Source organism: Campylobacter concisus, assembly GCF_050447485.1.
Lineage (GTDB): Bacteria > Campylobacterota > Campylobacteria > Campylobacterales > Campylobacteraceae > Campylobacter_A > Campylobacter_A concisus_BQ.
The window spans coordinates 288179-313276 of the sequence record NZ_JALMFY010000001.1 but is presented as its reverse complement, the minus strand read 5'-3'; the positions used below and the strand labels follow the sequence as shown (position 1 = coordinate 313276).

Below are 25098 nucleotides of genomic sequence, written 5' to 3'. Positions count from 1 at the left end.
TTCCTACTCTAAGTTTTCTTTTAAAAATTTGATATTTTTTCTAATTTCAGCTTCACTTTTGTTTAGTTGCTCTTGCTCGTCTTCGTCTAAATTTAGCTCTAAAATTTCTTTTAAGCCATCACGTCCGAGCCTTACTAGCCTGCCACAGCTTAGCTCATCGTCTATTAGCACGCTAGCGCTTATTATCTCATCACTCTTACCAACGATCATCTCGCACATCTTCACAGCTGCAGCCGCTGGCGCGTAGTAAGCCGAAGTGCCAAGCAGTTTAACGATCTTTGCGCCGCCAGTACTTGTCTCTTTTTTGAGCACTTTTAGCTCATTTTCATTTAAATTTTCACTGATATTGCTGGCTGATACGATCATCTCATCATTGTGAGCACCGACGATCTTTGCTCTTAGCTTGCTGGCGTCCTTATCTTTTAAAAGCGCTAGCTCATATCTGCACCTTGCGCTATCTAGCTCACCAGCCATGCCGATCACTTTGTTTTTGCTAAAACCGCTAAATTTATGTGCCGTCCAGACCATCACGTCAAGCGGATTAGTGACTACGATTATCACCGCATTTGGTGCAAATTCAGCTATCTTTTGCGCAGTTTGTTTTACGACAACGGCGTTTTTAAGTAGCAGATCTTCTCTGGTTTGACCCTCTTTTCTTGGGCTTCCAGCTGTGACTATGACGATGTCACTGCCTTCAATGAGTACAAAATCATCGCCACCGCAAACGCTAGTTTTAGCGTTAAAGACGCAGCTTGACTGAGCTAGGTCGATCGCCTTTGCACGCGCCACATCGCCAAATATATCCATAAGTGCGATCTCATCGCAAAGCTCTCTCATGCAAAGCGCATAAGCTATGCTCGCACCGACGTTTCCAGCTCCAACTACACTTATTTTCATCTTTTATCCTATTATTTTATTTAAAATTTCACTTGGTCTCATGACCTCATTTGCCTTTGCTTCGTCTGGCAGGTAGTATCCGCCAAATTCCGCGCTTGCACCATCTTTTTCTCTGATCTGCTTTAAAATTTCACCTTCATTTTTCTCTAGCTCGTCTGCTAAATTTGCAAATATTGCGCTCAAAATCCCGCCACTTTTTGCCATCTCTCTCGCCCAAAATAGCGCTAAATAAAAATGCGACTCTCTAGTATCAAGAGTGGCATTTGGAGTTTTATTTTCGTCTAGGTAGCTAGCGACCGCTCTATTTAGCGCCTCGCTTAGCTCTTTTGCCTCTTTTTTTCGCATAAAAAACGCTAGATGTTCAAGCGAAGCACTAAGTGCTAAAAACTCGCCAAGGCTGTCCCAAAGCAGATGATTTCTCTCTTTTAGCTCTTTTACAAGTGTCGGAGCCGTTCCGCCAGCTCCTGTCTCAAACATCGCTCCACCAGCAAGTAGTGGCACGACTGAGAGCATTTTTGAGCTGCCACCTAGCTCAAATATCGGGAAAAGATCAGTTAGATAGTCCCTTAAAACGTTGCCGGTTACGCCTATGACGTCTTTGCCAGCTCTTATCGCTTTAAGCGATTTTTTAGTTGCTTGCTCGTAGTTTAAAATTTCAAATTTCACGCCAGCACTAGTAAATTTATCTCTAAATTTCTCAAATTTAGCTATCAAATTTCTATCGTGAGCACGGCTACTATCTAGCCAAAATATAAGCTCATCTTTTGAAATTTCGCCTCTTTTTAAAGCAAGCTCAAACCACGCATTTATCGCATCTTCTTTAGCCTGAGTCATCCTAAAAATGTCGCCACTTTTGACGCTAAATTTAAAGACGCTCTTGCCCGCCTCATCAAAAACTACAAATTCTCCGTCCTCTTTTGCGATGAAGGTCTTATCGTGACTGCCGTACTCCTCGGCCTTTTTAGCCATTAGTCCCACGTTTGCCACGCTGCCAATGTTGCTTACATCAAGCGCGCCATACTCCTTAAAGTCCGCCACGCAGGCCTCATAAACCCTAGCGTAGGTCCTATCTGGGATCATACAAAGCGAGAAATTTAGCTCGCCGCTTCTATCTTTTACCTTTCCAGAGTTTCTAATGAGCGCTGGCACTGAGGCGTCGATGATAACGTCATTTGGCACGTCAAAGTTGCTGGCATTTTCATTTAATGCCCAGATTTTTGCCTTTTTGCTCAAAATTTCATCAAATTTAGCCAAAATTTCATCTTTATTTTTAAGAGTTGAAATTTTAAAAAACATATCTTTTAAGCCGTTTTTTGCCTCAACGCCATGAGCCTTAAACTCCTCACCAAATAGCTCAAAAACCTCTTTAAAATAGCTCTTTATTGCATGTGCAAAGATGACTGGGTCGCTAACCTTCATCATCGTACATTTTAGATGTAAGCTCAAGGTCAAATTCTCTTTTAGCGCCGTCTCAAAGCAGCTTTCATAAAATTTATCTAGCTCATCTGCACTTAAAAAGGTAGCATCTACTATCTCACCACTTTGGACAGCAAGCTCTTTTAAAAGCTCTTTTTTGCCGTCTGTACTTATAAAATTTATATAAAATTTCTCATCTTTGCTAGCGATAATAGAGCGCTCATTTTCATAAAAATCGCCCTTTTGCATGTAGCAAATTTTAGTTTTATTTGCCTTATCCCAGCTGCCGTTGCTGTGCGGGTGCTTTTTGGCAAATTCTTTAACCGGAGGCAGGACTCTTCTATCTGAGTTTCCTTGTCTTAGCACTGGATTTACCGCACTTCCTAGCACTTTTTGGTATTTTTTAGCGACCTCTTCGTCGTAGTCTGTGATGATCTCGTCTGGATAAAATGGCACATTTGTGCCCTTGCTTCTAAGTTCCTCAATCGCCGCTTTTAGCTGAACGAGCGTGGCTGAGATGTTTGGCAGTTTTATGATATTTGCCTCTTTGTGCGCGGTTAGCTCACCCAAAAGCTCTAGCTCATCGGCCTTATTTAGTCCAAGCTCTTTGCTAAAAAGAGATAAAATTCTCCCAGCCAAGCTGATATCAGCCCTTGTTATGCTAATGCCAGCGCGGGATAAAAAGCTCTTTACGATAGGAAAGAGAGAGTAGCTTGCAAAAAGCGGTGCTTCGTCGGTTTTGGTCCAGATAATGTCACTCATTTTAGCCCTTTTGATTTTTTGAAATTTATCACGTTTTTTATTAAAGCTAGTTGTATTTTAGCCCTATTTTGCGATATTTTGATTGTGCTCGCTTAATGTTTTTGAAAAAATGTGTTTTTTCGCCTTTTTATCAAGTACAAAGTATAAATAATCGCTCTTTGCAGGGTTTATCGCCGCTTTTATCGCACTTATTGAGACAGAGCAGACTGGGCTTGGTGGGATGCCGTCATTTAGATAGGTGTTAAACTCGCTCATGTCGCTTCTTATGCGCTCAGCTGTGATCACATCGTGCGAGTAGATGCCATAATTTAGCGTGCCATCCATCTGCAGCCTCATGCCCTTATCTAGGCGGTTGTAGATGACTGAGGCGACAAGAGGCATCTCAGCGTCGTTTGCAGCCTCTTTTTGGATGATGGAGGCGATGGTTAGAATTTTAAACCATTTTTTCTCGTTGTACTCGCCAAAAATTTTCCTACTGATCTCGCTTTGCGCCTTTTTAGATGAATTTACAAGGTAATAGGCTAGATGTCTTTCACTGATGCCTATTGGAATTTTATAGGTATTTGGCATCAAAAAGCCGTCGCTTACTGGCGCAAGGGCGTTATACTCGCTATTTAGTTTAGCTCCGTCAAGCTCAAGCTGGGCTGCTATCTGGTTTAAAAAAACGATCGTAGTCTCACCAGGTATTAGCGTGATCTCTGTCATCGCAGCCTTTGCTTTGGCAAGTCTTTTTAAAAAATCAACCCTTGAAATTTTATCTTTGCCTATCTCGATCCAGCCAGACTGAGGCGAGCCGATGAAGCGCATGGCATACTTGTCGATCGCACTTAAGTTAAAGTTGCGATTAGCTAAATAAGATATAATTTCGCCCACACTTCCCTTTGGCACAAAGACGACCTTGCTCGTGTTTATGGGGCGTGCCAAATAAACAAATACACTTAGGACAACGATGAGTACGATATCAAAGAAAATATCCAGATACGGCTTTTTTATAAAATTTTTTATCATTTTGATTCTTTCGCTTCTTTTGCTTTTAAAATACGGCATAAAAATTAACGATTTCGAGCTTTACGGCGTAAAATTGGAGCAATTATATATAAAGTTAGATAAAAAAATAATTGTAAGAGCAAAGCAGATCAAGCTACCTAAATTTAAACAAAACGCAGAGCAAAAAGCCAGCGACAAGCAGCTTTTAAACCTTAGTCAAGGCGTTGATTATCTTGAGACCTTTTTTCAAGAAATTTCGCTTGAGAGCGTGCAAATCGGCGATGATTTTAAGATCAAAATTTTATTTTTAGACGATATATTTTTCGTTGATAGCCCTTATCTAAACATCGATATCAAATTTCAAAACGAGCAACAAAATGGCGTAGACCGCTTCATAGTAAGAAATTTAAGCCTTAAAGATTTTAATGTAAGCATTAGCGGCGAGGGCAGTGCAAATTTTGACAAGGATGATTATAAATTTGATGGAAATTTCACCTCGCACGAGCTAAATGGCAAGCTTAGCTTTGCCTTAAAAGATACGCTTTTAACCTACAAAGCCTATGACGTAAATGCTGGCAGTATCAAGGACTTCATCGCTGAGCTTGATAGTCGCATACACCTAAACAGCGAGGTTAAAAACTGGATATATGGCTACATCGTGGCTGATGACTATCATCTAAACGAGATAAACGGCAAGGCTGACCTAGCCAAAAACGACTTTTATCTAAACGACCTAAATGCGACTGCCTATGCTAAAAATTTGCTAGTAAAATTTGAAAAAGACCTGCCCGCTGTAAATGTCGCTGAGGCAAACATCACACTTAATAACTCAACGCTTAAATTTGACCTTACAGCGCCTGTTTATAAGGGCAAAAAGCTTGATGGCTCAAACGTCGCGATCAACAACATCTTTGATGAAAAGAGCGCAAATTTAGAGCTATTTATAAAGACAAATTCTATTTACGATGAGGCGATAAATGAGATACTAAGAGCTTATAAGATCAACGTGCCAGTTAGGCAGCTAAGCGGCAAAATGGATGCTGGCTTAAAAATTTTGATAAAACTTGACGAAAAGAGCTTAGAAAATTTTGATGAAAAGAGCGTTATCGCAAATGGCGATTTTAAGATAAGTGACGCGGTTTTAGATATCGCTGGGAGTAAATTTAACGCTAAAAGCGCCCTTGTAAAGCTCATAAATACTTCGGCGCTAAACATCGATGCAAGCGGCTTTGGGCTTGATTTTTTCAGAGCAAATGCAAAAGCAGATATAAATTTACAAAAAAGCATCGGCGAGATAAAAGGCGTCATAGAAAGCTTTGATCTAAAAGAGAAAAATGATGAAATTTTAGCCTTTAAAAATGAGCCATTTAGCGCACTTCTTGACTTTAGCAAGCCAGATAAGACCACACTTAGCATTGAGCCTTTTGGGATAAATTTAAGCTTTGGCGATGAGAGCGTGATAGCTACAAAAAATAGCAACTTTATAATGCAAAACTCCCCAGTTTTAAAGCAAAATGGCGTGCTTGGCTTTGAAGATGTGAGCATAAAAAGCAAGGACTTTACTAATCTTGAAATTTTGGCAAAAGGGCTTAAATTTGACATGCCGTTTTTGGATAAAAATGGCTCAAAATATGATAGTGACGACTTTTTGATCACAGTCTCAAAGGCTGGCGTAAAGGTGCAAAGTGCAAGCAAAAAACTCTCTTTAAATATCGCTGAAAAGGGCATAGAAGCTAAGAGTAATGATCTAAATTTACTAGTGCTTGATGACAACAGCACAAAAGAGCAAGGCACGCCACTTGAGCTCTTTGCAAAAAATAGCGACATCATCTTAAAGGACTTAAACAAAACCTTGCCATTTACCAGCTTTAGCGCCGAGAAAAAAGGCAAAAGCACCTCGCTAAATGGACTAGCAAAGCAAGGCAGAGTTGGATATTTTAGCGATAAGAAAAGCATAAATTTAGACGCAACTGATATAAGTGGCGAGTTTATAAATGGTCTTTTAGGCACCAAGAGCTTTGAGGGCGGTAAATTTCGCCTAAAAATGCTTGGAGAGAGCTCTAAAAATTTCAAGGCTGAGGTGAGATTTTTTGGCACATATCTAAAAGACTACATATTTTATCAAAGGCTTTTAAGCTTTTTAAACTCGGTGCCGTCGCTTCTTAGCTTTAAAACGCCTGATTTTAACGACAAGGGTTTTACTGTTAAAAACGGCAAAATTTTACTTACTAGAAAGGGCGACGTGATCGAGTTTTTAGCGATTGAGATGATAGGCACGAGCGCAGATATCGGCGGACGTGGCACGATCGATCTAAAGAGCAAAAAGATAAACATCGACCTTGAGCTAAAGATACTAAAAGACGCAAGCGGCATCATCGACAAAATCCCACTTATCAACCAAATCATCCTTGGCAAAGACCGCTCGCTCTCAACCGTCATCGCCATACGCGGCACGACTGAAAAGCCCGAGTACTCAACACAAATCTTGCAAGATGCCCTGCTCTCACCGCTAAAAATAATAAGAAATGTCCTGCAAGCTCCGTTTTTGATATTTGAGTAAAGTGTTAAGCATAAAATAATTATTGTTTAGTATAATTGCGACGAAGTTCACGGCGGAGCTTATTATCCGCCACTCATTCTAAGTATCTTGCCAGATCCTCATCAAAACAAAACAACGCATCATTAATAAAATTTTCTAACATTTGCGGGTCAATACCTACTAAAGTTTTACCAATACGAGTTGAAATTCTCGGTGTTTGATCGTCATTTAGCTTATAAAGATTTTCAAAATGAAAATGCTCGGTTTCGAATTTTAACAGCAAGGTCATATAAAATCTTTACTTTTTGATAGTTTAAAAGTTTATTTTTGCGGTTAAATTTAGAATACTTTTTAAAATCAAGCTTATCAAGATTGACGATATCATTGTGGATTTTGGCTTCATCGATGATTTTCGCCCAAAACCCAAAAGTTTGCTTTGAGACAAAGAGATCATCTAGCTCAAAGTAGCCGCCAAAAGAGCTTAAAATATCTACCTTGTTATTATCCACCAAAGCCTTAAAAGCTAAATTTCTAGTGACAATTTCTAAAGCACCAAGCTTTTAAGACAGCCCACACTAACAAAAAGTTTATTTTATACTCTTACTCGTTTTTATAGCTCTTTAGGCGTTTGATTGAGAAAAATTTAACACTATCCATAAAAAATCAATAAATTCATAAAATTTTACGCATTATAATACGTAAAATTTTACTTCATCTCAAGGCGCATGAGATACATATCTTCGCCGTCAGTTACCTTTAAATTTTGGCTTTTGCACTTTGGACAGGTGAAGTCATTTTCGCTAAGCTCTCCGCCAAATCCACAATCCAAACACTCTACAACAATGCCTTGTAAATTTATGACAAGCTCGGCGTTTTCGCAGATCGTGCCAGTCTTATAAACATCAAAGGCACTCTCTAGATAGTGTGGCTCCACTCCGCTTAAGCGGCCAACTTTTATCTCGATCTTACTTATCTCTTTGGCATTTTCTTTGGCGGCATTTTTCTCGCAAAGGCTGACTAAATTTTGAACGATACTAAGCTCGTGCATTAGCAGATCCTTGGTAGTAGCTCGCCCTTTGGCGGCTCGAGAAATCTTCTTGATTTATAGGCATTTTCGATGATGACACGTTCGTTCTTGGCGTCCAAAACTTTGCCAATTATCATCGCGTTTTTATCAAATTCTCTTAAAATTTTAAGCGCCTCTTCAGCCTGGCTCTCATCGACAGCCATCACAAAAGTGCCCTCATTTGCAAGTTCATAAGGCTCAAATCCAAACAGCTCACAAACGCCCATCACTTCGTCTGCGACCTTGATATTTTCTTCAAAAACTAAGATGTCAAATTTGCTAAATTTAGCCCACTCATTTAGCACCGCACTTAGTCCGCCTCTAGTCGCATCGCGCATAGTTTGTGGTTTTATGCCAGCACTAAATAACTTTAAAGCAACCTCTTTTAGGCTTTTGCAGTCACTTTTTAGATCAAGACCAAGCTCAAATTCCTCTCTTGCAGCAAGCACCACGCCACCGTGTCTGCCAACATCTCCAGAGATTAAAATTTTTGCCCCTGCTTTTAAATTTTTAAGCTCCACGCCTTCGCAAACTATCTCGCCGATGCCTGCTGTGTTTATAAAAATTTTATCGCATTTGCCCTTTGGCACGACCTTCGTATCGCCGCAAACCACGCTCACGCCGCTCTCTTTGCAAGTTTTTGCAAGCGAGCCAAGCACATTTTCAAGCTCTTCTATACTAAGCCCCTCTTCGATGATGAGTGAGCAGCTTAGGTATTTTGCGCTTGCTCCAACCATCGCTAGGTCGTTTATCGTGCCACAAGCTGCGATCTTGCCGATATCACCGCCATTAAAGAAAATGGGAGTTACCACAAAGCTATCGGAGCTAAATGCGATCTTGCCGTTTAAATTTAGTATCGCTGAGTCGTTGCTCTGCCTTAAAATTTCGTTATCAAAAATTTTAAATATCGTCTCGTTTATAAGCGAGTTCATCTCTTCGCCACCGCCGCCGTGGCTTAGCATTATCTTTTTCATTAAATTCCTTAACCAACTCTTGCGTATTTAAAATATGCCGCACAAGCGCCCTCGCTTGAGACCATGCACGATCCTATCGGATTTTGCGGGTTGCAGACCTTGCCAAAGACCTTACAATCAGTCGGCTTTGCTAGCCCCCTTAAAATTTGCCCACAAATGCAAGCCTTGCTCTCGCCAGCGCTCTCTACGCTGCAGTCAAACTGCACTCTAGCGTCAAGATAGGCAAACTCGTCTTTTAGCTTCATACCGCTTTGCGCTATCTCTCCAAGACCTCTCCAGACAAAGTCGCACGGCTCAAAATACTTAGCTATGAGCTCTTTTGCCTTGACGTTGCCCTCTTCTTTGACCGCCCTTGCGTACTCGTTATAGACTTCATAAGTGCCTGCGTTTTGCTGACGGACTAAATTTAGCACACTTGCCATGATATCAAGCGGCTCAAAACCACTAATGGCGATTGGTCTTTTAAATTCGCTCGCTAGCTCTTTATAAATTTTGCTACCCGTGATGACGCTTACGTGGCTTGGTCCTAAAAATGCGTCTATCCTCACGTTTTGATCGCTCATTATAGCTCTAACTGGAGCTGGGACGGTTACGTGATTTATATGAAAGTATAAATTTTTAATGCCCTCTTGCACCACTTTTTCAACCAAATTTGCGCTCATCGGAGTCGTCGTCTCAAAGCCAATGGCAAAAAATATGACCTTTTTATCTGGATTTTGCTTAGCGATATTTAGCGCATCAAGCGGCGTGTAAAGTGCCCTTATGTCGTGCCCCTCACCGCGAAGCTTTTGTAAGCTTGTCTTTGAGCCAGGCACTCTTAGCATATCAGCTAGCGTGCAAAAGATCACATTCTCCATACTAGCAAGCTTACAGGCCTCATCTATGCGGCTTTTTGGCATCACGCAGACTGGACAGCCTGGGCCGTGGACGAAATTTATATGCTCTCCAACTAAACTTGGCAGTGCAAATTTCATAATGCTATGCGTATGGCCGCCGCAAATTTCCATGATATTTAGCGGTTTTACGCTCTCTTTTTGTATCAGTTTTGAAAGGGCAAGGATTAAATTTTTATCGCGAAAATCATTGATAAGATCCATCAAATTTTCCCCGCGTCCATATCCTCAGCGATCTTTTGATAGACCTCTAAGCTCTCAAGCGCAAACTGCGTATCGATCTTTTGCATGGCGTATCCAACGTGGATTAGCACGTATTCGCCAACCTTTACCTCTTCAGATATGAGATCTAGGCTTACCTTTCTAGTAACGCCCAGAGTCTCAACGGTAGCAACGTTGTTTTCATCTATTTCTATTACTTTTGAAGGGATCGAAAGGCACATTATCTTAGCTCTTTTTTAAATTCCAAATAACTTATCCACTTATCGATGCCCTCGCCTGTTTTGCTATCTACTACAAATATATCAACCTTTGGATTTAGCTTTCTAGCGTCGTTTTTCACTCGCTCGATATCAAAGTCAAAGTGTGGCGCAAGCGAAGCTTTAGTGATCAAAAGCACGTCAGCAGCCCTAAACATCACTGGATATTTACTCACCTTGTCATCGCCCTCTGGCACTGAAAGAAGCACGGCGTTAAAGTGTGAGCCAACGTCGTAGCTTGCAGGGCAGACTAAATTTCCAACATTTTCTATAAAGACTAGATCAAGCTCGTTTAGTGGCAGGTGATGAAGCCCCTCATGCACCATAAATGCGTCCAAGTGGCAGGTCTGACCTGTACTTATCTGATGAGCTTTTGCACCAGCTTTTACTATGCGGTCAGCATCTTGATTGGTTTCTAAATCGCCCTCTACAACGCCTATTTTAAATTTACCAGCCTTTATCGTAGCCTCTAAAAGCGTAGTCTTGCCAGCGCCTGGGCTACTCATCAAATTTACACAAAGTATCTTTTTCTCGTCAAGATGCGCTCTGTTGTGAGCGGCCTCTTTGTCGTTTTCAGATAGAATTTTCTCTATCACATCTATGGTTTTGCTCTCGTTTAGCACAGGGTGCGCGTGAGTCTCGTGGCTATGCTCGTGTGCGTCATGAGCGTGATCTGTATGCCCGTCGTGAGTGTGTGGGTGTGAGTGAGTAGTGCCATCAGCGTGAGTGTGAGTGTGGGCGTGATTTCCCATTGAACAACCGCAATCTTTACACATTTTATTATCCTTTTTTATTAATTTTCAGAGATTTTAACGCTTAAATTTAAAAATAAAATTAAAATTTAAGGGCATTTTATGCAAATGAGATAAATTAACCCGTTTTTAATCATCCCTTTAAATTTACCTTTGATCTTGCAAGCGAACTGGCTCTTCAAGGCTCTCGTTATCATCTATACTCTCGTTATCATCTACGTAGTTATCTTCTTCAAATTTTTCATCATTGCTTCTTTTTTTGCCATTTGGTGTGATGATGATATCTTTTAGCCTTGCCCTACCATCATCCATCACCATCAAAACAGCAACAGCATCCACGTCTTGATCCATCATCTCTCGCTCAGTTTGCTTTGCCTTTTTAGTTGGCATGTAAAACTCTTCGATGCCATATTTTACAAATGAATATCCATCAAATTTGCCAGCTAGAAAAAGAGCATCTTTTGGCTTAGAAAAGCTAAATTTATCAAAAGCGTAAGTGGCATTAGTATCTTGCTTTAAAATGGCGTAAATTTCATCATTTTTTGAGATATTTCTATCATATATATATCTCTCAACGCCAGTTTTTTCATCAAATTTAGACTGCTGCAGATTTGAAAAATCATAGCTTAAGCTCACGTAGTTTCCGCGAAAGAGATCCCTTGGATCGTAAAGATTTACCCTCACTTTTATCTCTTTTCCAAGATAAAGTGGCATGAGCGCGTATGCGAGCATCGCAATTATTAGTAAAATTTGAAAGATTATGGCTAGTATCAGTGATCTTATCTTCATTTTGTACGTCCTTTTTTAGCAGCGACTGCGAGTACGACGAAGGCAAAGATGATAAATAGCGCCGTAGCCCCCAAATAATCGCCTATTAGCTCAAAGTATCTAACCACCGCAACTAAGAATATCATGCATAGTCCTAGCGTTAGCTCGCCATTTTTGATAAGCACGGCAGCAACGATGATGTTTGCTAGCGAGAAGAAGATATTTGCATATCCGACGCCCAAGCTAAAGACAAATGGCAACGCAAAGAGTATCAAGCCAAGAAGCAAGCCGCTTTTGTTTTTCTCTTTGAAAAATAGCGCAATGCTAGCGATGCTAAATACGGCAAAAACCTTGCCAAAACTGCTATAAAAAAATGCTTTTGCAAACCAAAATTTATCTTCTTCTAGCTCGTAGATGTCGCCATTTGCATAAGCTATCAAGCAAACAATCAAGATAATGATGCCAAGATACTTGCCAAAGCCTTTTACAAGGTGCGCTAGCCTATCTCTAAAGCCAGCTAACGTGCTAAAGAGCGCGACAAGTAAAAGCGCGTATGAGAGCGATAAAGTAGCAGCCATCGGCGCTCTAAACATAAGATCATCATAGCCATAAAATTCATCAAACCCACTGATCTTAGCGCAAAGCGAAACGATGTAGAAAAATATATCCGCTAAAAGCACAATCGCAAGAAAAATAGAGTCACTTTTGTAAAGCGTGTAGGCGCCAAGAGCTATAAAGACGATAAATTCATAAGCAAACTCGCCGCCCATGCCCTTTAAAACAAACCAGATCGTCGCAAAAACAAGGCTTTGAGCCACCAGTAAAGCCTTTTTGCTAGCAAAAGAGAGCGCCATAGCTCCAACGCTCCAGAGCAAAACTCCGCCACTTGGCTCGTCGCTAATGTTATAAATTTGAGCGATAAGCGCTATGGCTGCTCCGTAGCAGAAATTTCCCAAAAAGAGCGTGGCCGTGCCAAGCTTATCTTTGCCCTTTTTGAGATAATAAACTCCGCCAAAATTTAAAAGAGCAAGCACACCAAAGATGATGACAAGGCGCCCCATCCTTGGTATCTCCTCCCAGTAAGCTCCAACAAGGGTAAAAAATGCCAGCGCGAAAAAGAGATAGGCAACCAACTTTAAGATAAAGCTAGTCTTTTCGCTATGAGCGTTTATATCTATATCATATAAATTTGCTATTTTTAAAGCGGTGGCCTTATCGACCACATCCTCTTTTTGCCAGCGATCTAGCTCTTTGGCTAGAAAATTTCTATTGTAAAAATTCATCTTTCATTCTCTTTAAATGACATTTTTTTGTGGCTAATGATAGCATACAAGCGACAAAAATGCTAGAACAAAAATAAAGCAAAAAAAGGGAGAAATTTAAAAAGCCAAAAAACTTGGGCGGGCTTTTGCAAATTTAGCTTTAGCCAAAGCCCAAGTAAAAAACAAACGGTCATCAAACTTTCGCCACAAAAAAGATATCAGGCAAGCAAGAAATAGCAAAACCCGCTATCAATTTGCAAAAATGGATCACAAAAACTGCTAAAAACTACCAAAAAGACAAAATAAGACAAGCTCTGCAGCCAAGAAAGCGCTGCTAGCTTTTTTCAAAAATCCTAAATTTAAGAGCCAAAAAAGCTTTTAGCTTAAAATTTAGGCACAGCGGCCTTTGTAAGTTTAGAAAACTTAACACCCTTTAAGCCAGCAATCCTGTCAGCAAAGCGCTCTATCTTGCTAGCCTCACCTCTTATCGAGATCGTTTCTAAGCAGTTGTGGTGATCGACATGAACGTGGTTTGTGCAGATAATCTTCACATCAGAGTCATGCTCGATATCCATTTTTTTATTCACCAAATCGTTGTGATGATGCACATAAATGAGCGTCAAAACCCCAATCAACTCCTCGTTAGCGTCCTTCCAGCTGTCGCTTACGATCTTTTCACGGATCAAATCCCTTGTAAATTCACTCCTAGAAGCGTAGCCTTGTTCGCTAACTTTTCTATCTAGTTCGTCTAGTAATTGACTAGGCAAAGAAACACTAAAACGTATAACACTATCCATTTTTTGCTCCTTTCTCGTTTGATTACCGTTTATAATTATTATACATCACTTATTAGAAAATGTGGATAAATAATAATAAATTTGCCCTAAATTTACGTTAGAATCGTTACTGCAGAATTTCTTATTGATATAAAATTTCAAATTTGCTTTAGTAAATTTTTTGTAAATAAGCTCAAGCAAAGTCTTATTTTGAAAAACTCCACCACTTAGCAAAATCTCTTTTTTCTCACTTTTAGAAATTTCAAAAATAATATCAGCCATGCCATTTATAAATGCCGTTACAGCCACTCTTGGCTCATCTTTTAGCGCACTTTTAAAGGCATCTTTAAAGCCGATAACTCCGTCATTTAGACTAAATTTGTAACACACATCTAAATTTTTATCATAAAGTGCCTCAAGCCTCATGCCACTTTCGCCCTCAAAACTCGAGTGAAAAATGCCACATATTATCGCACCAAATGCGTCAAATATCCTACCAACAGAGCTGGTTTTTACTAAATTTAGCCCCTTTTGCTCCATCATCTTGAAATTTCTAAGCACCTTTTCATCAAAATTTACTAAAAATTTATGCCCCTCGTCCTCAAGCTCGTACTTCAAAATAATAGAATAAGCGATGAGATAGATATTTTTTATGCTATTTTCACCGCCAAATAAGCTAAATTCATCAAAGTGATAAACTCTCTCGTAACTCTTTTTATCAACCCTAAAAACCTCGCCACCCCAAATTTTGCCGTCTTCTCCGTATCCAGTGCCGTCAAAACAAAAGCCAAGATACTCTTTGTCTGGCAAATCATTTTCAAAGATCACACTTAGCAAATGCGCGTAGTGATGCTGCAGATGAACTAGCTCAAAGCCCTGATCCTTCGCCCATTTTGTATTTAAAAAATTTGGATGCAGATCGGCTATGACCTTGTCTATTTTTAGATCATAAGTCGTTTCAAAAAGGGTGAAAATGTCCTTAAACCTATCAAAAGTCGCCACGTTTTTTAGATCGCCGATATATGGGCTAAGCATCAAAAGGCCGTCTTTGTAGATGCAAAATGAGCTTTTTAGCTCCGCTCCAAGGGCTAAAAATGTCCCTTTTTGCTTGAAATTTGTATGGATGAAATTTGGATTTAGCCCACGACTTGTTCTTGTAAAAATTATCTCATCTCCAACGCAAAATGCGATACTATCGTCACTTGGCGAGTAAATTTCTCGGTCGTGATCAAGATAAAAGTCTATGACGTCGCCTAGTTTCTCCCTTAGCTCGTTCTCATCTTTTATAACGACTTCGCCTGAGATGTTTGCACTAGTTGCGATGATGTCGTGCTTGAGGTGGTCAAAAAGCAAAAGATGTATGCCACTAAATGCGAGCATAACGCCAAGCTTATTTAAATTTGGAGCGACACTTTTTGCGATATTTGAGCCATTTTTTGCCTCAAGCAAGACGATTGGCTTTAAATTTGAAGTAAGAAGCTTCGCCTCAGCCTCTGAAATTTGCGCTATCTCTCTAGCGTTTTGTAAATTTTTACTCATCAACGCAAATGGCTTACTTGGGCGGTGCTTTCTAGCTCTTAGCTCGCAAACTGCTGCTTCATTTGTCGCGTCGCAAACCAGATGAAAGCCACCAAGGCCCTTAATGGCTAAAATTTTGCCCTCGTTTATGAGCCTAGCCGCCTCTTTTGCCGCTTCGTTTTTACTAGCTAAGACTTTGCCAAATTTATCTTTTAGGTAGAGTTTTGGTCCGCAGTTTGGGCAAGAGATCGGCTCTGCGTGATAGCGACGATTTAGCGGATCTTTGTATTCGCTCTCGCAAAATTTACACATCTTAAACTCGTTCATCGTCGTATTTACCCTATCATAAGGCAATGCTTTGATGATGGAAAATCTCGGTCCGCAGTTGGTGCAGTTTATAAATGGATATTTGTAGCGTGGATTTGTAGGGTCATAAAACTCGCGCAAGCAGTCATCACAAAGTGCGTAATCAGGCAAAATAGGCGCTTGTTTGGTGGCTGATTTTGAGGCGATTATCTCAAGTTTTTCATAAATTTGATCTATCTTAAATTTATGTAACTCATCGATCCTAGCAAGGGTTGGTAGCTTCTCATAAAGCTTCTTTTCAAAAGCCAAAAAGCTGGCATCTTCGCCGCTAAAATTTAGCTTCACGCCCTCATCATCATTGTAAATTTCGCCAACGAGGGCAAATTTATGCGCCAAAGTATAGACAAAAGGTCTAAAACCAACGCCTTGAACTAAGCCCTTGATCTCATATCTAAAGCTTGATCTCAATGCCAAATCCGGGGTAAAAATTTGTTTTTATATTTGGACTTAGGTGCTTTTTTATCAAGTTGCTAACTACCTTATTGTAAAATAAATCCCCGCTTAAAGTAACATTTTTGATCTTAAATTTATCTCGTTTTTCATAGCTAAAATCGCTCAAAAAATGCGCCAAAGACTCGGTGCAACCAAAGCTGATGTTCTTCTCTCCAGCGCCAGCAAGGATAAATGAAATAATACTTTTTACAAACTTAACCCCGTCTAAACCAAAGTCATCTTTCATTTTATAATCGATCCTAACGCCCTTTTGGCCGCTAAAATCAGCTGCCATATGAAGCAAATTCTCCCCTGCTTTTTTAAAGTCACTGCTTGTGCCAAGCAAGCGTCCTGCTATGCAAAATAGCGAGAAAAAGCTAGCGTTTGAGCTAAATTTACCACTCGGCAGGGCGCGCTCTTTACTGAAGTTTTCAAGTAGTATTTCGCCGCCCTCATCAACTCTTATAAGCTCATAAATTTCTTCAAAGCTACTAAATTTTGGTAAAAATAGAAGCTGCGTTTTGCTTGATTTTGAAAGTAGGCAAATTTCATCATCGCTAAATTTGCTAAATTTTAGCCCCAAAGCTGTATCGCTTAAAATTCTAAGCTCAAATTCATTATCTTTTGTATAGAAAAATGGGCTTAAAAGTGCGCTATTTTCAAGCAAAGCAAGCCTTGAAAGGGCGCTTTTTTGCTCCTTTACAGAAACGCTTAAAAAGCTAAAGCCATCTTTATTTAGCTGTTCGCAAAGGGCGTAAAGAAAAAGGTCATTTGGCGCCATCACGTCAAAAAATAGCGGTGCGCCCTCGTGGTTTTGCCTATAAATAGCTGTCGTTTTTAGTGCCAAAAGTGGCTTTTCAAAGCTAGCAAGTGCGATCTGCGCCCTATCACCAGCTATAAAAATTTTTGGCAGCTGCTTTAAATTTACAGGCATCAAAAAATTTGCATCAAATTTTACCCCAAGAGAAATTTCATATAAATTTTCATCTTGCTCTACGCAAACGCTCTTACCATTTTTTAGTAAATTTAGGCAGGTTTTTAGCTTTTCATTAAAATTATCAAGCGTTATCTCGCCATCAAATTTACAAAAAGCAAGCGTGCCACTTTCATTTAAAATAGCCTTGCCATTAGCCAAAAATGCCGCCGCTTGAGATGGGCTAAGCGTGCCAAATTTTATCTTTTTAATTTCACCTGCCACGTCAAGCTCATCTGCTGTATCGACCTCGCTATGCTTTATATAAAGGCTATAAGGCAAGATGACGCTAGCACTGTCTGCTAGGGCGCTAAGCTCCTCATTTGAGCCACTTACCTTTAGGCAAATTTGATCATCTTTGCAGCTTATAGAGTGCTTAAGATCTTTAGCTAATGAGCGTAAAAATGGCGCCAAAAAGGCTGGGTCTTTAAAGCAGTCAAATTTAAAAGCAAGTATCATTTTAAACCTTTTTTGGCGTAGTCATCGATGGTGTCGTTTAGGGTGAAATTTGCCACCTTTTCACACTTAAAATCAAGCTCTTTTAAGTGCTCAATAAGCGTTTTTTCTAGGATATTAGAAGCTTTTATCACTTCATCTGAGAGGCTAAAATTTGATGACTCTATGCGGCTAGGCACGATGCCTAAGATTTTGGTTGTCGGCCTGTCGCCTGCAAGCTCCATTAGATGAAGGGTTTGAAGCATCTCGATCTCGTGAGCCGAGCCGTCCCAGCTGATAAAATTTGGTACGTTTAGAAAGTCGAAAAAATAAACATCGCCCACGCTTGCGCCATTTGCGCTAATGCAATCAACGACGATAAGATAGTCAAATTCGCTTATAATGTGAGTTAGAGCGAGGGCTAAAGTGCCCCCGTCCATTAGAGTAAGCTCGTTTTTAGAACTTGTAAATTTATAGTTTTTAGCCATCAAATTTACAAAATGAACACCTATGCCCTCATCAGCAAACATAACGTTGCCGATGCCAAGAACTAGCACTTTCATCAGTGTTCTTTTACAAATTTATAGCCACTAACGATGGCGTCCATCGCTCCATTTTTGCCTTTAACAGCGTTAAATATCGCCATATAAACGTGAATAGGCACAAATATCATGATGATCCACATGCAAATTCTATGTATCGTTCTAACATTTGCTAGTCCGCCCATAAGCTCTTCAAAGTATCTCGCTGGCTCGTAGATCGCTCCGCCAAGTCCATTGTGATAAACGTGAGCGTAAAGCACTAGGCCAGTTAGGCAAATGAGCGTTAAGATGACGTAAAAGAAAAAGTATGAGGCAAACTGCAATGGGTTATAAACGCCCCTTAAGTGCGGGTGCGGCCCCATAAAGATGTAGTACTTTATCTGCGCTATCCAAACCTTTGGACTTAAAAAGTCAAGCACGCTCATCCACTCTTTTTTGCTGTGTTTATCAAAGACAAATAGATAGAATTTAAAGATAAATACCGCTATTAGCACAAAGCCAGCGACCTGGTGCGCCAAACGCCACTTTGCTTGCATGAAATTTGTAGGCTCGCTTGTGATCTCTGGACTCATAAAGACATAAGAGATGTAGTAGCCGCTCACAACCAAAAGCGTGATAGCTATAAATCTAATCCAGTGTGTCAGCCTAACGCCGATGGAGAATTCATATTCGCTGATCCTGTCAGGATTTTTATGTGACATCTTTTCTCCTTACAAATTTGGATTTATCTTATAAGTACTCAAATCATTTCCCTTCGTATCCATAACATGCACGGCACACGCGATGCAAGGGTCGTAAGAGTGAATTTTTCGTATTATCTCGAGTGGTTTTGAAAGATCAGCGATCTTTAAACCAACTAAGCACGCCTCGTAGCTGCCCATTTGGCCTTTGGCGTCTTTTGGAGAGGCGTTCCATGTGCTTGGCACGACTGCTTGCCAGTTTGAGATGACGCCATCTTTTATGCGGCACCAGTGGCTTAGCGCGCCTCTTGGAGCGTTGCCTTGAAAATTTCCTTTATATTCTTTTTTGTTATCTATTACATATTTTGTGCAAGTCTCTTGATCTGTCTTTAAATTTTCGATCAAGGCATTAAATGCGTCCATTGTGTGCTCTGCTACCACTTTTGCCTCAAGCATACGAGCAGCGGTTCTGCCTAGAGTTGAAAAGACTGCACTTAGTGGCAAGCCACTCTTTGCTAAAAACCCATCAACTATCTTTTTAACTCTCTCGTTGCCTTTAGCGTAGTTTATGACGATGCTTGCGATCGGTCCTACTTGCATAGGCATGCCATCATATCTTGGTGCTTTGATCCAGCTATATTTGCCCTTTGTGTCAAAAAGCTTGCTGTGAGCTAGCTTGCCCTCGCCGTCTATGCTCTCGCCATCAACAAGACCAGTGTAGCTTGCCTCTGTCTCGCCGTCATATGGGTGAAGTGCTTTGTCGTTTTTATACCAAGATCTTGTAGCCTCTTCTGTAATTTTATTTTCGTCGATATCATAAACCTTGCTAATATCACCATTTAAGATAATGCCACCTTTAAATAGATGGTCATTTTTGCCGATCAAAAACTCATCGTAGCAGAATAAATTTGATACGCCAACGTCGTTTAGAACGCTTGGCTCGTTTGCATAAGCCTTAGCTGCCATCAAAATATCTGGGTAGTAAGCTCTATCTACAAATTCTTTTATCTCGGCAAATTTACTCATATATTCGCCCATTCTGGCTGGATCAAGCAGGTCCATCACGCAGGTCACGCCACCAACTGTTAGACTTTGTGGATGTGGGTTTTTCGCACCAAAGATAGCCATCATCTGAGCTGCTGTTCTTTGGATCCTAAGGCACTCTAAGTAGTGAGAGAGGACGATTAAATTTTGCTCAGGAGTAAATTTATATGTGCTATGTCCCCAGTATGCGTTGGCAAATGGTCCAAGGTTGCCCTTTTTAACAAAGGCTTCAACCCTCTCTTTTACCTCTTTTAGTTTATCTGCTCCCGTGGCAAATGGCGTGCTTGTATATTTAAACGCCTCCTCGCTAGCCTTATGCACGTCTGCGCTTAGTGCAGAGACGACATCTGCCCAGTCCATGCCGTGAAGCTGATAAAAGTGTACGATGTGATCGTGAAGATATAAAGCTGCGTTCATAAGCGTTCTAGTTAGCTCAGCATTTAATGGGGGTTTTATACCAAGTGCGTTTTCAACCGCAATTATACCTGCTCTGTAGTGTGAGTATGTGCAAACACCGCAAATTCTTTGCATGAAAAAGCCAGCATCTCTTGGGTCTCTGTTTTTTACTATCTGCTCTAAGCCCCTCCAAAGAGTTGAGCCAGAGTAAGCCTCTTTGACAACATTGTTTTCATCGACTACGACTTCTATTCTTAAGTGCCCTTCGATACGTGTTATAGGGTCTATTACTATTCTTTTTTCACTCATTTTTTCGCCTTATTCTTTATCTTTATTCATACAAGCTAGTGCAGCGTGAGCCGCTATGCCAACACCAGCAAGTGCTAAAATTCCAATGCCTATTTTATCACTTACATTATCAGCGCCAAGCCCCAAAACAGTGTCAAATAGCCTATCAGCCATCGGCTCTTCAAACGGCCCCATCGTATCCCAGAAGTCTGGCTCTGAGCAGCCTATACAGCCGTGACCTGCTTGAACTGGCCATGATGTGTGTTGATTAAATCTCTCGCGCGAGCAGTTGTTAAATGTATATGGACCTTTACAGCCTACTTTGTATAAGCAGTAGCCATTTTTTGCACCCTCGTCGCCAAAACTTTGGACAAACTCGCCTGCATCAAAGTGACCACGTCTCTCGCAAAGATCGTGAATTCTTAAGCCATAAGCCCATTTTGGTCTGTTATAAACATCAAGCGCAGGAAGTGTGCCAAATAGCAAAAAGTGAAGCACGTTGCCAACGATGTTCTTCTCGCTTGGAGGACAGCCTGGCACGTTTATGACTGGCTTGTCAGTCACCTTTGAAAGACCGACTGAATTTGTTGGATTTGGCTTAGCTGCTTGGATACCGCCAAAGCTAGAACAGGTGCCAATGGCAAAGATAGCAGCCGCATTAGCAGAGGCATTTACAGCGTGGATTTTGCCGCTTGTGCCGTGAGGTCCGACTGTTAAAAAGTGCTCAGTTGCTCCCGTTGGGACGCCACCCTCAACTAGCAGGATGTATCTGCCCTTATATTTTTCGATCGCATGCTCTAAATTTTCTTCAGCTTGCCAGCCAGCAGCTGCCATGATAGTTTCGTGGTATTCAAGGCTTATGTAGTCAAATATAAGACTATCTATGCTTGGAGCGTCAGTTCTTAGTAAGCCCTCGCTGCAACCAGTACACTCAGCCATATGAAGCCATATCACGGGGAGCCTATCGCTTAGCTCAGCAGCACGTGCAACCATCGGTGTCATCGCACTTGGCAATGCCATAAAAGCTGTCATCGCACCAGCCCACTTCATAAAATCACGCCTAGTAAAGCCCTTATCTTTTAAAAGCTGCGCAATACTAGTGTCATTTTTCATCTTAGGCAATGCACTAAGTTCGCTTAAGCGTCTATTTATCTTTTGACGCAAGTCATTATTCATATAAGCTCCTTCGTTAGAAATTTGTTTATTTTGTATCTTATCTTTTTTAAAAAAGACAAATATTATTTTATTGTATTAATAATTATATTTAAATAAATTTTAAAATAAAATTTTAAATGCCTTGAAATCAATAATCTTAAAATATGCTAAAAAATAATTTTTAGTGAGAATTTATCCTATTTTGAGAAATTATATGGCAAAAATTCTATTTTTCTGAAAGTAAATATCAATTAAATTTTTAATAATTTTAAAAATAATTTAGTATTTTTAAGAAGAGTGAAATTTAAGGTATAAAATCACAAAAGCCTAAATGAATTAAATTTAGGCTTTTAAATTTGCATTAAAATGGCCAGATAGCCTCCATAAGTCTTGTGCCCCAAGGTTTTTTGGTTGATTTGTCTAGCTCGCCCTCAGTTTTATACAAAATTTTGGCGTCAGCTATGTATTTTGAGTCGATTTCGTTGTTTTGCGAGATGTCGTAAGGTCTGATGACGCCGCTTACTTGCATGATCTGCTTTTCGCCATTTATTAGTAGCTCGCGGCTGCCTTCGATGAAGTAGTTGCCGTTATTTAGGATCTTGATGATCCTAGCTGAGATTGTCGCGGTAAATTTCTCGCTTCTGTTGCTCGTGCCACTACCTGTAAATTTATTGCCACCACCTGCTTTAAAACCGATGTCGCCGTATTTGTTTAGATTATCAGCTACGGTTGAGAGCGGCGCGGCTCCAGCTGTGAAAACGCCGCCACCAAGCGAAATGGTGCTATCTTTGTTGGTGCTTTTGCTGCCACTTGAAATTTGACTTGCGTTTTCAGAGATGACGATGGTTACGATGTCATTTACATTCATCGCCTTTCTATCTGAAAATAGCGGATTTTCGCCCTTGCCAAAGAGGCTGCCAGCGTTGCTTTGTCCGCTACCACTATCTTTTGAAGGGAGTTGCTCGACATAAACTGGAGGTTTCATATTGATGTGAGGATCTGCACTTGGGGTGCAACCTGTGTAAAAAATGCCCGCAAATGTGACGAGCCAAATCTTTTTATAGTTCATAAAATGCCTTAAAATAAGTATCTTTGTGCTAAGATTAAGCAATTTAAGTTCCCAAAAAGGTCACAAATGAAAAGTTGTTACATTTTTTCAGACAAAAATCTAGCATATTTGCAGGAAATTATAGCTACAAAATTCAAAAAAGTTGAGATCTTTAAGATAACTCCGGACGAAAACGACAAAAAAAATCTAATAAATTTAAGTGAAAAGGAGTTTTTTTTAAAATTTATAGATAAATTTGAAGAGTTAAAGGCCAAGAGCGACTTTGTCGTAGTCATTGGCTGTGAGGGCTTTAGTGTCTTTGGCAAGAGCGAGCTAAATTTAAAGCTAGCTAGAAATTTAAACGCTCCAGTTTTTGACGAAAACGCAAACGAGCTTAGGGCGCTAAATTTAAACTCAAAGCTTCTAATAACCGATAATTTTGATGAAATTTTAAGCTACAACGCCGAGATCATCACGCCATTTAAATTTCAAAGCCTGCTTCTAAAAAGAGCCAAGGCGGCAAACAAAACAGTTGTTTTGCCAGAAAGTGATGATGAGAGAATTTTAAAAGCAGCCCACATCGTGCTAGAAAAAGGGGCGGCAAAGGTGATCTTGCTAGGGCTTGAGAGCGAAATTTCAAAAAAGGCGGCCGATTTGGGGCTAAATTTAAGCAAGGCAAAGGTGCTAAACCCAGTACAAAACGAGCTGAGCGAAGAGTTTGCAAAGAAAATTTATGAGCTAAGAAAACATAAAGGCGTCGATGAAGCCAAGGCAAATGCGCTTGCAAAAGATAAAATTTACTTTGCCACGATGCTAATACATGAAGGCATAGCAGACGCCTTAGTAAGTGGCGCTACGATGAGCACGGCTGATACGATAAGGCCTGCTTTGCAGATCATAAAAACAAAGCCAAATGTAAGCGTGGTAAGCGGGGCATTTTTCATGGCGCTTGAAGAGGAAATTTTACTCTTTGCCGACTGCGCCGTCACGCCAAATCCAAGCAGCGATGAACTAGCTAGCATCACGCTAAGTAGCGCTCAAACGGCAAGTGCCTTTGGGCTTAACCCAAAGATCGCTATGCTAAGCTACTCAACAGCTGATAGTGGTAGCGGGGCTGACGTGGAGTTTGTAAAAGAGGCTGCCAAAAAGGCGAGCGAGCTTGATAAGAATTTAAAAATAGCTGCGCCAATTCAGTTTGACGCGGCGATTGATCTAAGCGTGGCTAGCAAAAAGATGCCAAATTCTGATGTCGCAGGACAGGCAAATGTATTTATATTTCCAAATTTAAACTGCGGAAACATCTGCTACAAAGCAGTTCAGCGAAGTGCAAATGCCCTAGCAGTAGGCCCGATACTTCAAGGGCTAAAAAAACCAGTAAATGACCTAAGCCGAGGCTGCCTCGTCGAAGACGTGGTAAATACCATCTTAATAAGCGCGATACAAGCAGGAGAGTGATATGAGAATTTTAGTTTTAAACTCAGGCAGCAGCTCGATAAAATTTCAGCTTTTTGAAATGCAGACAAAAACGAGCCTAGCAAGCGGTCTAGTCGAGCAGATCGGCAGCTCTAGCTCAAGGGCGGTGCTAAAGGCAAATGGCGAAGTTTATGAGATAAAACGCTTCATAAAAGATCACCACGACGGACTTGAGGCGATGAATGAGCTCTTTACCACATCGCATACACTGCACGATCTAAGCGAGCTTGACGGCATAGGACACAGGATAGTGCATGGCGGCGAGAGCTTTTTTAGCTCTATGATCGTTGATGAAAGCGTCATCAAAAAGATCGAGGAGATAAGCCCTCTTGCCCCACTTCACAACCCAGGGCACCTTGCTGGCATCAAAAATGCGATGAAAGAGAGCAAAAACGTGCCTCACGTGGTCGTTTTTGATACGGTTTTTCATCAAAGTATGCCAGAGTACGCCTACCGCTATGCTCTACCCTACGATGTTTGCAAGACTCATCACATCAGAAAATACGGCTTTCACGGCACATCGCACAGATATGTCTGCAAGCAAGCTGCAAAAATGCTTGGCATAGAATTTGATAAATTTAACGCTATCTCGCTTCACTTAGGCAACGGCGCCTCGGCTTGTGCTGTGCAAAATGGCAAAAGTATCGACACTTCAATGGGTCTTAGTCCGCTTGAAGGTCTCATAATGGGCACAAGAAGCGGCGATATGGACCCAGCCGTGGTCATCTACCTACTAAATATCGGCGTTTTAAAGTGGAACGAGATCGATAACTTTTTAAATAAAAAGAGCGGACTTTTTGGAATTTGTGGCTCAAGTGACATGAGAGAGGTCGTGGCTAAGATGCAAAACGACGAGCGAGCTAAGCTTGCATTTGATATGTTTTGCTACCGAGTGAAAAAGTACATCGGCTCATACTACGCCATTTTAGGGCGTGTTGATGCGCTCATATTTACCGGCGGCATCGGCGAAAATGCACCAAATACAAGGCAAAAAATTTGCGACGATCTAAAGCATCTTGGCATCCACATCAACCACGAGCTAAATTTCTCAAACGAGCGAGGCGAGAGGTGCATAGATGAAGAAGGTGCTAAGATAAAAACGCTCATCATCCCAACCAACGAAGAGCTTGAGATCGCCATAGAGACAGCCAGAGTGATAAAAGAGAGAACGCTTTAA

22 protein-coding genes are annotated in these 25098 nt (G+C 40.7%); 3 read left to right on the top strand and 19 right to left on the bottom strand.

The annotated features are described in order from the left end of the window. Nucleotides 1-3 precede the first annotated feature (3 nt). The 3 genes from MTT29_RS01630 to mltG all read right to left on the bottom strand — a co-directional run bounded on the left by MTT29_RS01630 (nucleotide 4) and on the right by mltG (nucleotide 4083). Nucleotides 4-897, bottom strand: a complete 894-nt coding sequence (locus tag MTT29_RS01630; protein ID WP_429799573.1) for a lactate/malate family dehydrogenase — start codon at nucleotides 895-897, stop codon at nucleotides 4-6. 3 nt (nucleotides 898-900) lie between these two features. Continuing rightward, entirely contained in the window at nucleotides 901-3075 is a 2175-nt protein-coding gene (locus MTT29_RS01625; RefSeq protein ID WP_429799572.1) for an NADP-dependent isocitrate dehydrogenase, read from the bottom strand. A gap of 63 nt (nucleotides 3076-3138) precedes the next feature. Continuing rightward, nucleotides 3139-4083, bottom strand: coding sequence for an endolytic transglycosylase MltG (gene mltG, locus MTT29_RS01620; RefSeq protein WP_107797190.1), 945 nt, complete (start codon nucleotides 4081-4083; stop codon nucleotides 3139-3141). A 73-nt stretch (nucleotides 4084-4156) separates the two neighbouring features. Between mltG and MTT29_RS01615 the strand changes: the two genes are divergently transcribed. Further along, nucleotides 4157-6622, top strand: a complete 2466-nt coding sequence (locus MTT29_RS01615; RefSeq protein WP_429799571.1) for an AsmA-like C-terminal domain-containing protein — start codon at nucleotides 4157-4159, stop codon at nucleotides 6620-6622. A gap of 224 nt (nucleotides 6623-6846) precedes the next feature. Here the strand turns inward: MTT29_RS01615 and MTT29_RS01610 are convergent, their stop codons facing one another. The 16 genes from MTT29_RS01610 to flgH form a co-directional block, all read right to left on the bottom strand. Beyond that, complete coding sequence (locus MTT29_RS01610; RefSeq protein ID WP_234399553.1) at nucleotides 6847-7110, bottom strand: hypothetical protein; 264 nt, start codon at nucleotides 7108-7110, stop codon at nucleotides 6847-6849. A gap of 197 nt (nucleotides 7111-7307) precedes the next feature. Next, a complete protein-coding gene (gene hypA, locus MTT29_RS01605; protein ID WP_021087609.1) occupies nucleotides 7308-7649 on the bottom strand; it encodes a hydrogenase maturation nickel metallochaperone HypA in 342 nt (113 codons plus the stop codon). After that, nucleotides 7649-8641 (bottom strand): hydrogenase expression/formation protein HypE, encoded by a 993-nt coding sequence (gene hypE, locus MTT29_RS01600; RefSeq protein WP_429799570.1) that lies wholly within the window; start codon nucleotides 8639-8641, stop codon nucleotides 7649-7651. Before hypE ends, hypA begins: the two co-directional genes overlap by 1 nt. Before the next feature lie 8 nt (nucleotides 8642-8649). Next, nucleotides 8650-9738: a hydrogenase formation protein HypD gene (gene hypD / locus MTT29_RS01595; RefSeq protein WP_429799569.1), complete on the bottom strand. Its 1089-nt coding sequence runs from the start codon at nucleotides 9736-9738 to the stop codon at nucleotides 8650-8652. After that, nucleotides 9738-9977 carry a HypC/HybG/HupF family hydrogenase formation chaperone gene (locus MTT29_RS01590; protein WP_009293878.1) on the bottom strand — a complete coding sequence of 80 codons (240 nt, stop codon included), beginning with the start codon at nucleotides 9975-9977 and terminating at the stop codon, nucleotides 9738-9740. Before MTT29_RS01590 ends, hypD begins: the two co-directional genes overlap by 1 nt. After that, a complete protein-coding gene (gene hypB / locus MTT29_RS01585; RefSeq protein WP_103571373.1) occupies nucleotides 9977-10789 on the bottom strand; it encodes a hydrogenase nickel incorporation protein HypB in 813 nt (270 codons plus the stop codon). The genes MTT29_RS01590 and hypB overlap by 1 nt, the downstream gene beginning before the upstream one ends. A 123-nt stretch (nucleotides 10790-10912) precedes the next feature. Beyond that, a complete protein-coding gene (locus MTT29_RS01580; protein WP_429799568.1) occupies nucleotides 10913-11554 on the bottom strand; it encodes a GDYXXLXY domain-containing protein in 642 nt (213 codons plus the stop codon). Continuing rightward, nucleotides 11551-12816 carry a DUF2157 domain-containing protein gene (locus MTT29_RS01575; protein WP_429799567.1) on the bottom strand — a complete coding sequence of 422 codons (1266 nt, stop codon included), beginning with the start codon at nucleotides 12814-12816 and terminating at the stop codon, nucleotides 11551-11553. The genes MTT29_RS01580 and MTT29_RS01575 overlap by 4 nt, the downstream gene beginning before the upstream one ends. A gap of 362 nt (nucleotides 12817-13178) precedes the next feature. Further along, on the bottom strand, nucleotides 13179-13592 hold the full coding sequence (nikR, locus tag MTT29_RS01570) for a nickel-responsive transcriptional regulator NikR (protein WP_009293882.1): 414 nt from the start codon (nucleotides 13590-13592) through the stop codon (nucleotides 13179-13181). 45 nt (nucleotides 13593-13637) lie between these two features. Beyond that, on the bottom strand, nucleotides 13638-15863 hold the full coding sequence (gene hypF, locus MTT29_RS01565) for a carbamoyltransferase HypF (RefSeq protein WP_429799566.1): 2226 nt from the start codon (nucleotides 15861-15863) through the stop codon (nucleotides 13638-13640). Beyond that, complete coding sequence (locus tag MTT29_RS01560) at nucleotides 15847-17319, bottom strand: hypothetical protein (protein ID WP_429799565.1); 1473 nt, start codon at nucleotides 17317-17319, stop codon at nucleotides 15847-15849. The genes hypF and MTT29_RS01560 overlap by 17 nt, the downstream gene beginning before the upstream one ends. After that, nucleotides 17316-17858 carry a HyaD/HybD family hydrogenase maturation endopeptidase gene (locus tag MTT29_RS01555; RefSeq protein WP_429799564.1) on the bottom strand — a complete coding sequence of 181 codons (543 nt, stop codon included), beginning with the start codon at nucleotides 17856-17858 and terminating at the stop codon, nucleotides 17316-17318. The genes MTT29_RS01560 and MTT29_RS01555 overlap by 4 nt, the downstream gene beginning before the upstream one ends. Then, nucleotides 17858-18538 carry a Ni/Fe-hydrogenase, b-type cytochrome subunit gene (gene cybH / locus MTT29_RS01550; RefSeq protein ID WP_429799563.1) on the bottom strand — a complete coding sequence of 227 codons (681 nt, stop codon included), beginning with the start codon at nucleotides 18536-18538 and terminating at the stop codon, nucleotides 17858-17860. Before cybH ends, MTT29_RS01555 begins: the two co-directional genes overlap by 1 nt. A 9-nt stretch (nucleotides 18539-18547) precedes the next feature. Continuing rightward, the gene (locus MTT29_RS01545; RefSeq protein ID WP_429799562.1) at nucleotides 18548-20266 is read right to left on the bottom strand and encodes a nickel-dependent hydrogenase large subunit; all 1719 of its coding nucleotides are present in this window, start codon (nucleotides 20264-20266) and stop codon (nucleotides 18548-18550) included. Between the two features lie 9 nt (nucleotides 20267-20275). Then, nucleotides 20276-21421 (bottom strand): hydrogenase small subunit, encoded by a 1146-nt coding sequence (locus MTT29_RS01540; protein WP_429799561.1) that lies wholly within the window; start codon nucleotides 21419-21421, stop codon nucleotides 20276-20278. A 340-nt stretch (nucleotides 21422-21761) separates the two neighbouring features. After that, entirely contained in the window at nucleotides 21762-22469 is a 708-nt protein-coding gene (gene flgH / locus MTT29_RS01535) for a flagellar basal body L-ring protein FlgH (RefSeq protein ID WP_002940928.1), read from the bottom strand. Between the two features lie 66 nt (nucleotides 22470-22535). Here flgH and pta point away from each other — a divergent pair, with 66 nt between their 5' ends. Both pta and MTT29_RS01525 read left to right on the top strand, forming a co-directional pair. Beyond that, the gene (gene pta / locus MTT29_RS01530; protein WP_429799560.1) at nucleotides 22536-23903 is read left to right on the top strand and encodes a phosphate acetyltransferase; all 1368 of its coding nucleotides are present in this window, start codon (nucleotides 22536-22538) and stop codon (nucleotides 23901-23903) included. A 1-nt stretch (nucleotide 23904) separates the two neighbouring features. Further along, nucleotides 23905-25098, top strand: a complete 1194-nt coding sequence (locus tag MTT29_RS01525; protein ID WP_429799559.1) for an acetate kinase — start codon at nucleotides 23905-23907, stop codon at nucleotides 25096-25098.

Bases quoted from the DNA above. Each gene is read 5' to 3' on its own strand.
- MTT29_RS01630 (WP_429799573.1), bottom strand. From the start codon at position 897: ATGAAAATAAGTGTAGTTGGAGCTGGAAACGTCGGTGCGAGCATAGCT.
- MTT29_RS01625 (WP_429799572.1), bottom strand. From the start codon at position 3,075: ATGAGTGACATTATCTGGACCAAAACCGACGAAGCACCGCTTTTTGCA.
- mltG (WP_107797190.1), bottom strand. From the start codon at position 4,083: ATGATAAAAAATTTTATAAAAAAGCCGTATCTGGATATTTTCTTTGAT.
- hypA (WP_021087609.1), bottom strand. From the start codon at position 7,649: ATGCACGAGCTTAGTATCGTTCAAAATTTAGTCAGCCTTTGCGAGAAA.
- hypE (WP_429799570.1), bottom strand. From the start codon at position 8,641: ATGAAAAAGATAATGCTAAGCCACGGCGGCGGTGGCGAAGAGATGAAC.
- hypD (WP_429799569.1), bottom strand. From the start codon at position 9,738: ATGGATCTTATCAATGATTTTCGCGATAAAAATTTAATCCTTGCCCTT.
- MTT29_RS01590 (WP_009293878.1), bottom strand. From the start codon at position 9,977: ATGTGCCTTTCGATCCCTTCAAAAGTAATAGAAATAGATGAAAACAAC.
- hypB (WP_103571373.1), bottom strand. From the start codon at position 10,789: ATGTGTAAAGATTGCGGTTGTTCAATGGGAAATCACGCCCACACTCAC.
- MTT29_RS01580 (WP_429799568.1), bottom strand. From the start codon at position 11,554: ATGAAGATAAGATCACTGATACTAGCCATAATCTTTCAAATTTTACTA.
- MTT29_RS01575 (WP_429799567.1), bottom strand. From the start codon at position 12,816: ATGAATTTTTACAATAGAAATTTTCTAGCCAAAGAGCTAGATCGCTGG.
- nikR (WP_009293882.1), bottom strand. From the start codon at position 13,592: ATGGATAGTGTTATACGTTTTAGTGTTTCTTTGCCTAGTCAATTACTA.
- MTT29_RS01560 (WP_429799565.1), bottom strand. From the start codon at position 17,319: ATGATACTTGCTTTTAAATTTGACTGCTTTAAAGACCCAGCCTTTTTG.
- MTT29_RS01555 (WP_429799564.1), bottom strand. From the start codon at position 17,858: ATGAAAGTGCTAGTTCTTGGCATCGGCAACGTTATGTTTGCTGATGAG.
- cybH (WP_429799563.1), bottom strand. From the start codon at position 18,538: ATGTCACATAAAAATCCTGACAGGATCAGCGAATATGAATTCTCCATC.
- MTT29_RS01545 (WP_429799562.1), bottom strand. From the start codon at position 20,266: ATGAGTGAAAAAAGAATAGTAATAGACCCTATAACACGTATCGAAGGG.
- MTT29_RS01540 (WP_429799561.1), bottom strand. From the start codon at position 21,421: ATGAATAATGACTTGCGTCAAAAGATAAATAGACGCTTAAGCGAACTT.
- flgH (WP_002940928.1), bottom strand. From the start codon at position 22,469: ATGAACTATAAAAAGATTTGGCTCGTCACATTTGCGGGCATTTTTTAC.
- pta (WP_429799560.1), top strand. From the start codon at position 22,536: ATGAAAAGTTGTTACATTTTTTCAGACAAAAATCTAGCATATTTGCAG.
- MTT29_RS01525 (WP_429799559.1), top strand. From the start codon at position 23,905: ATGAGAATTTTAGTTTTAAACTCAGGCAGCAGCTCGATAAAATTTCAG.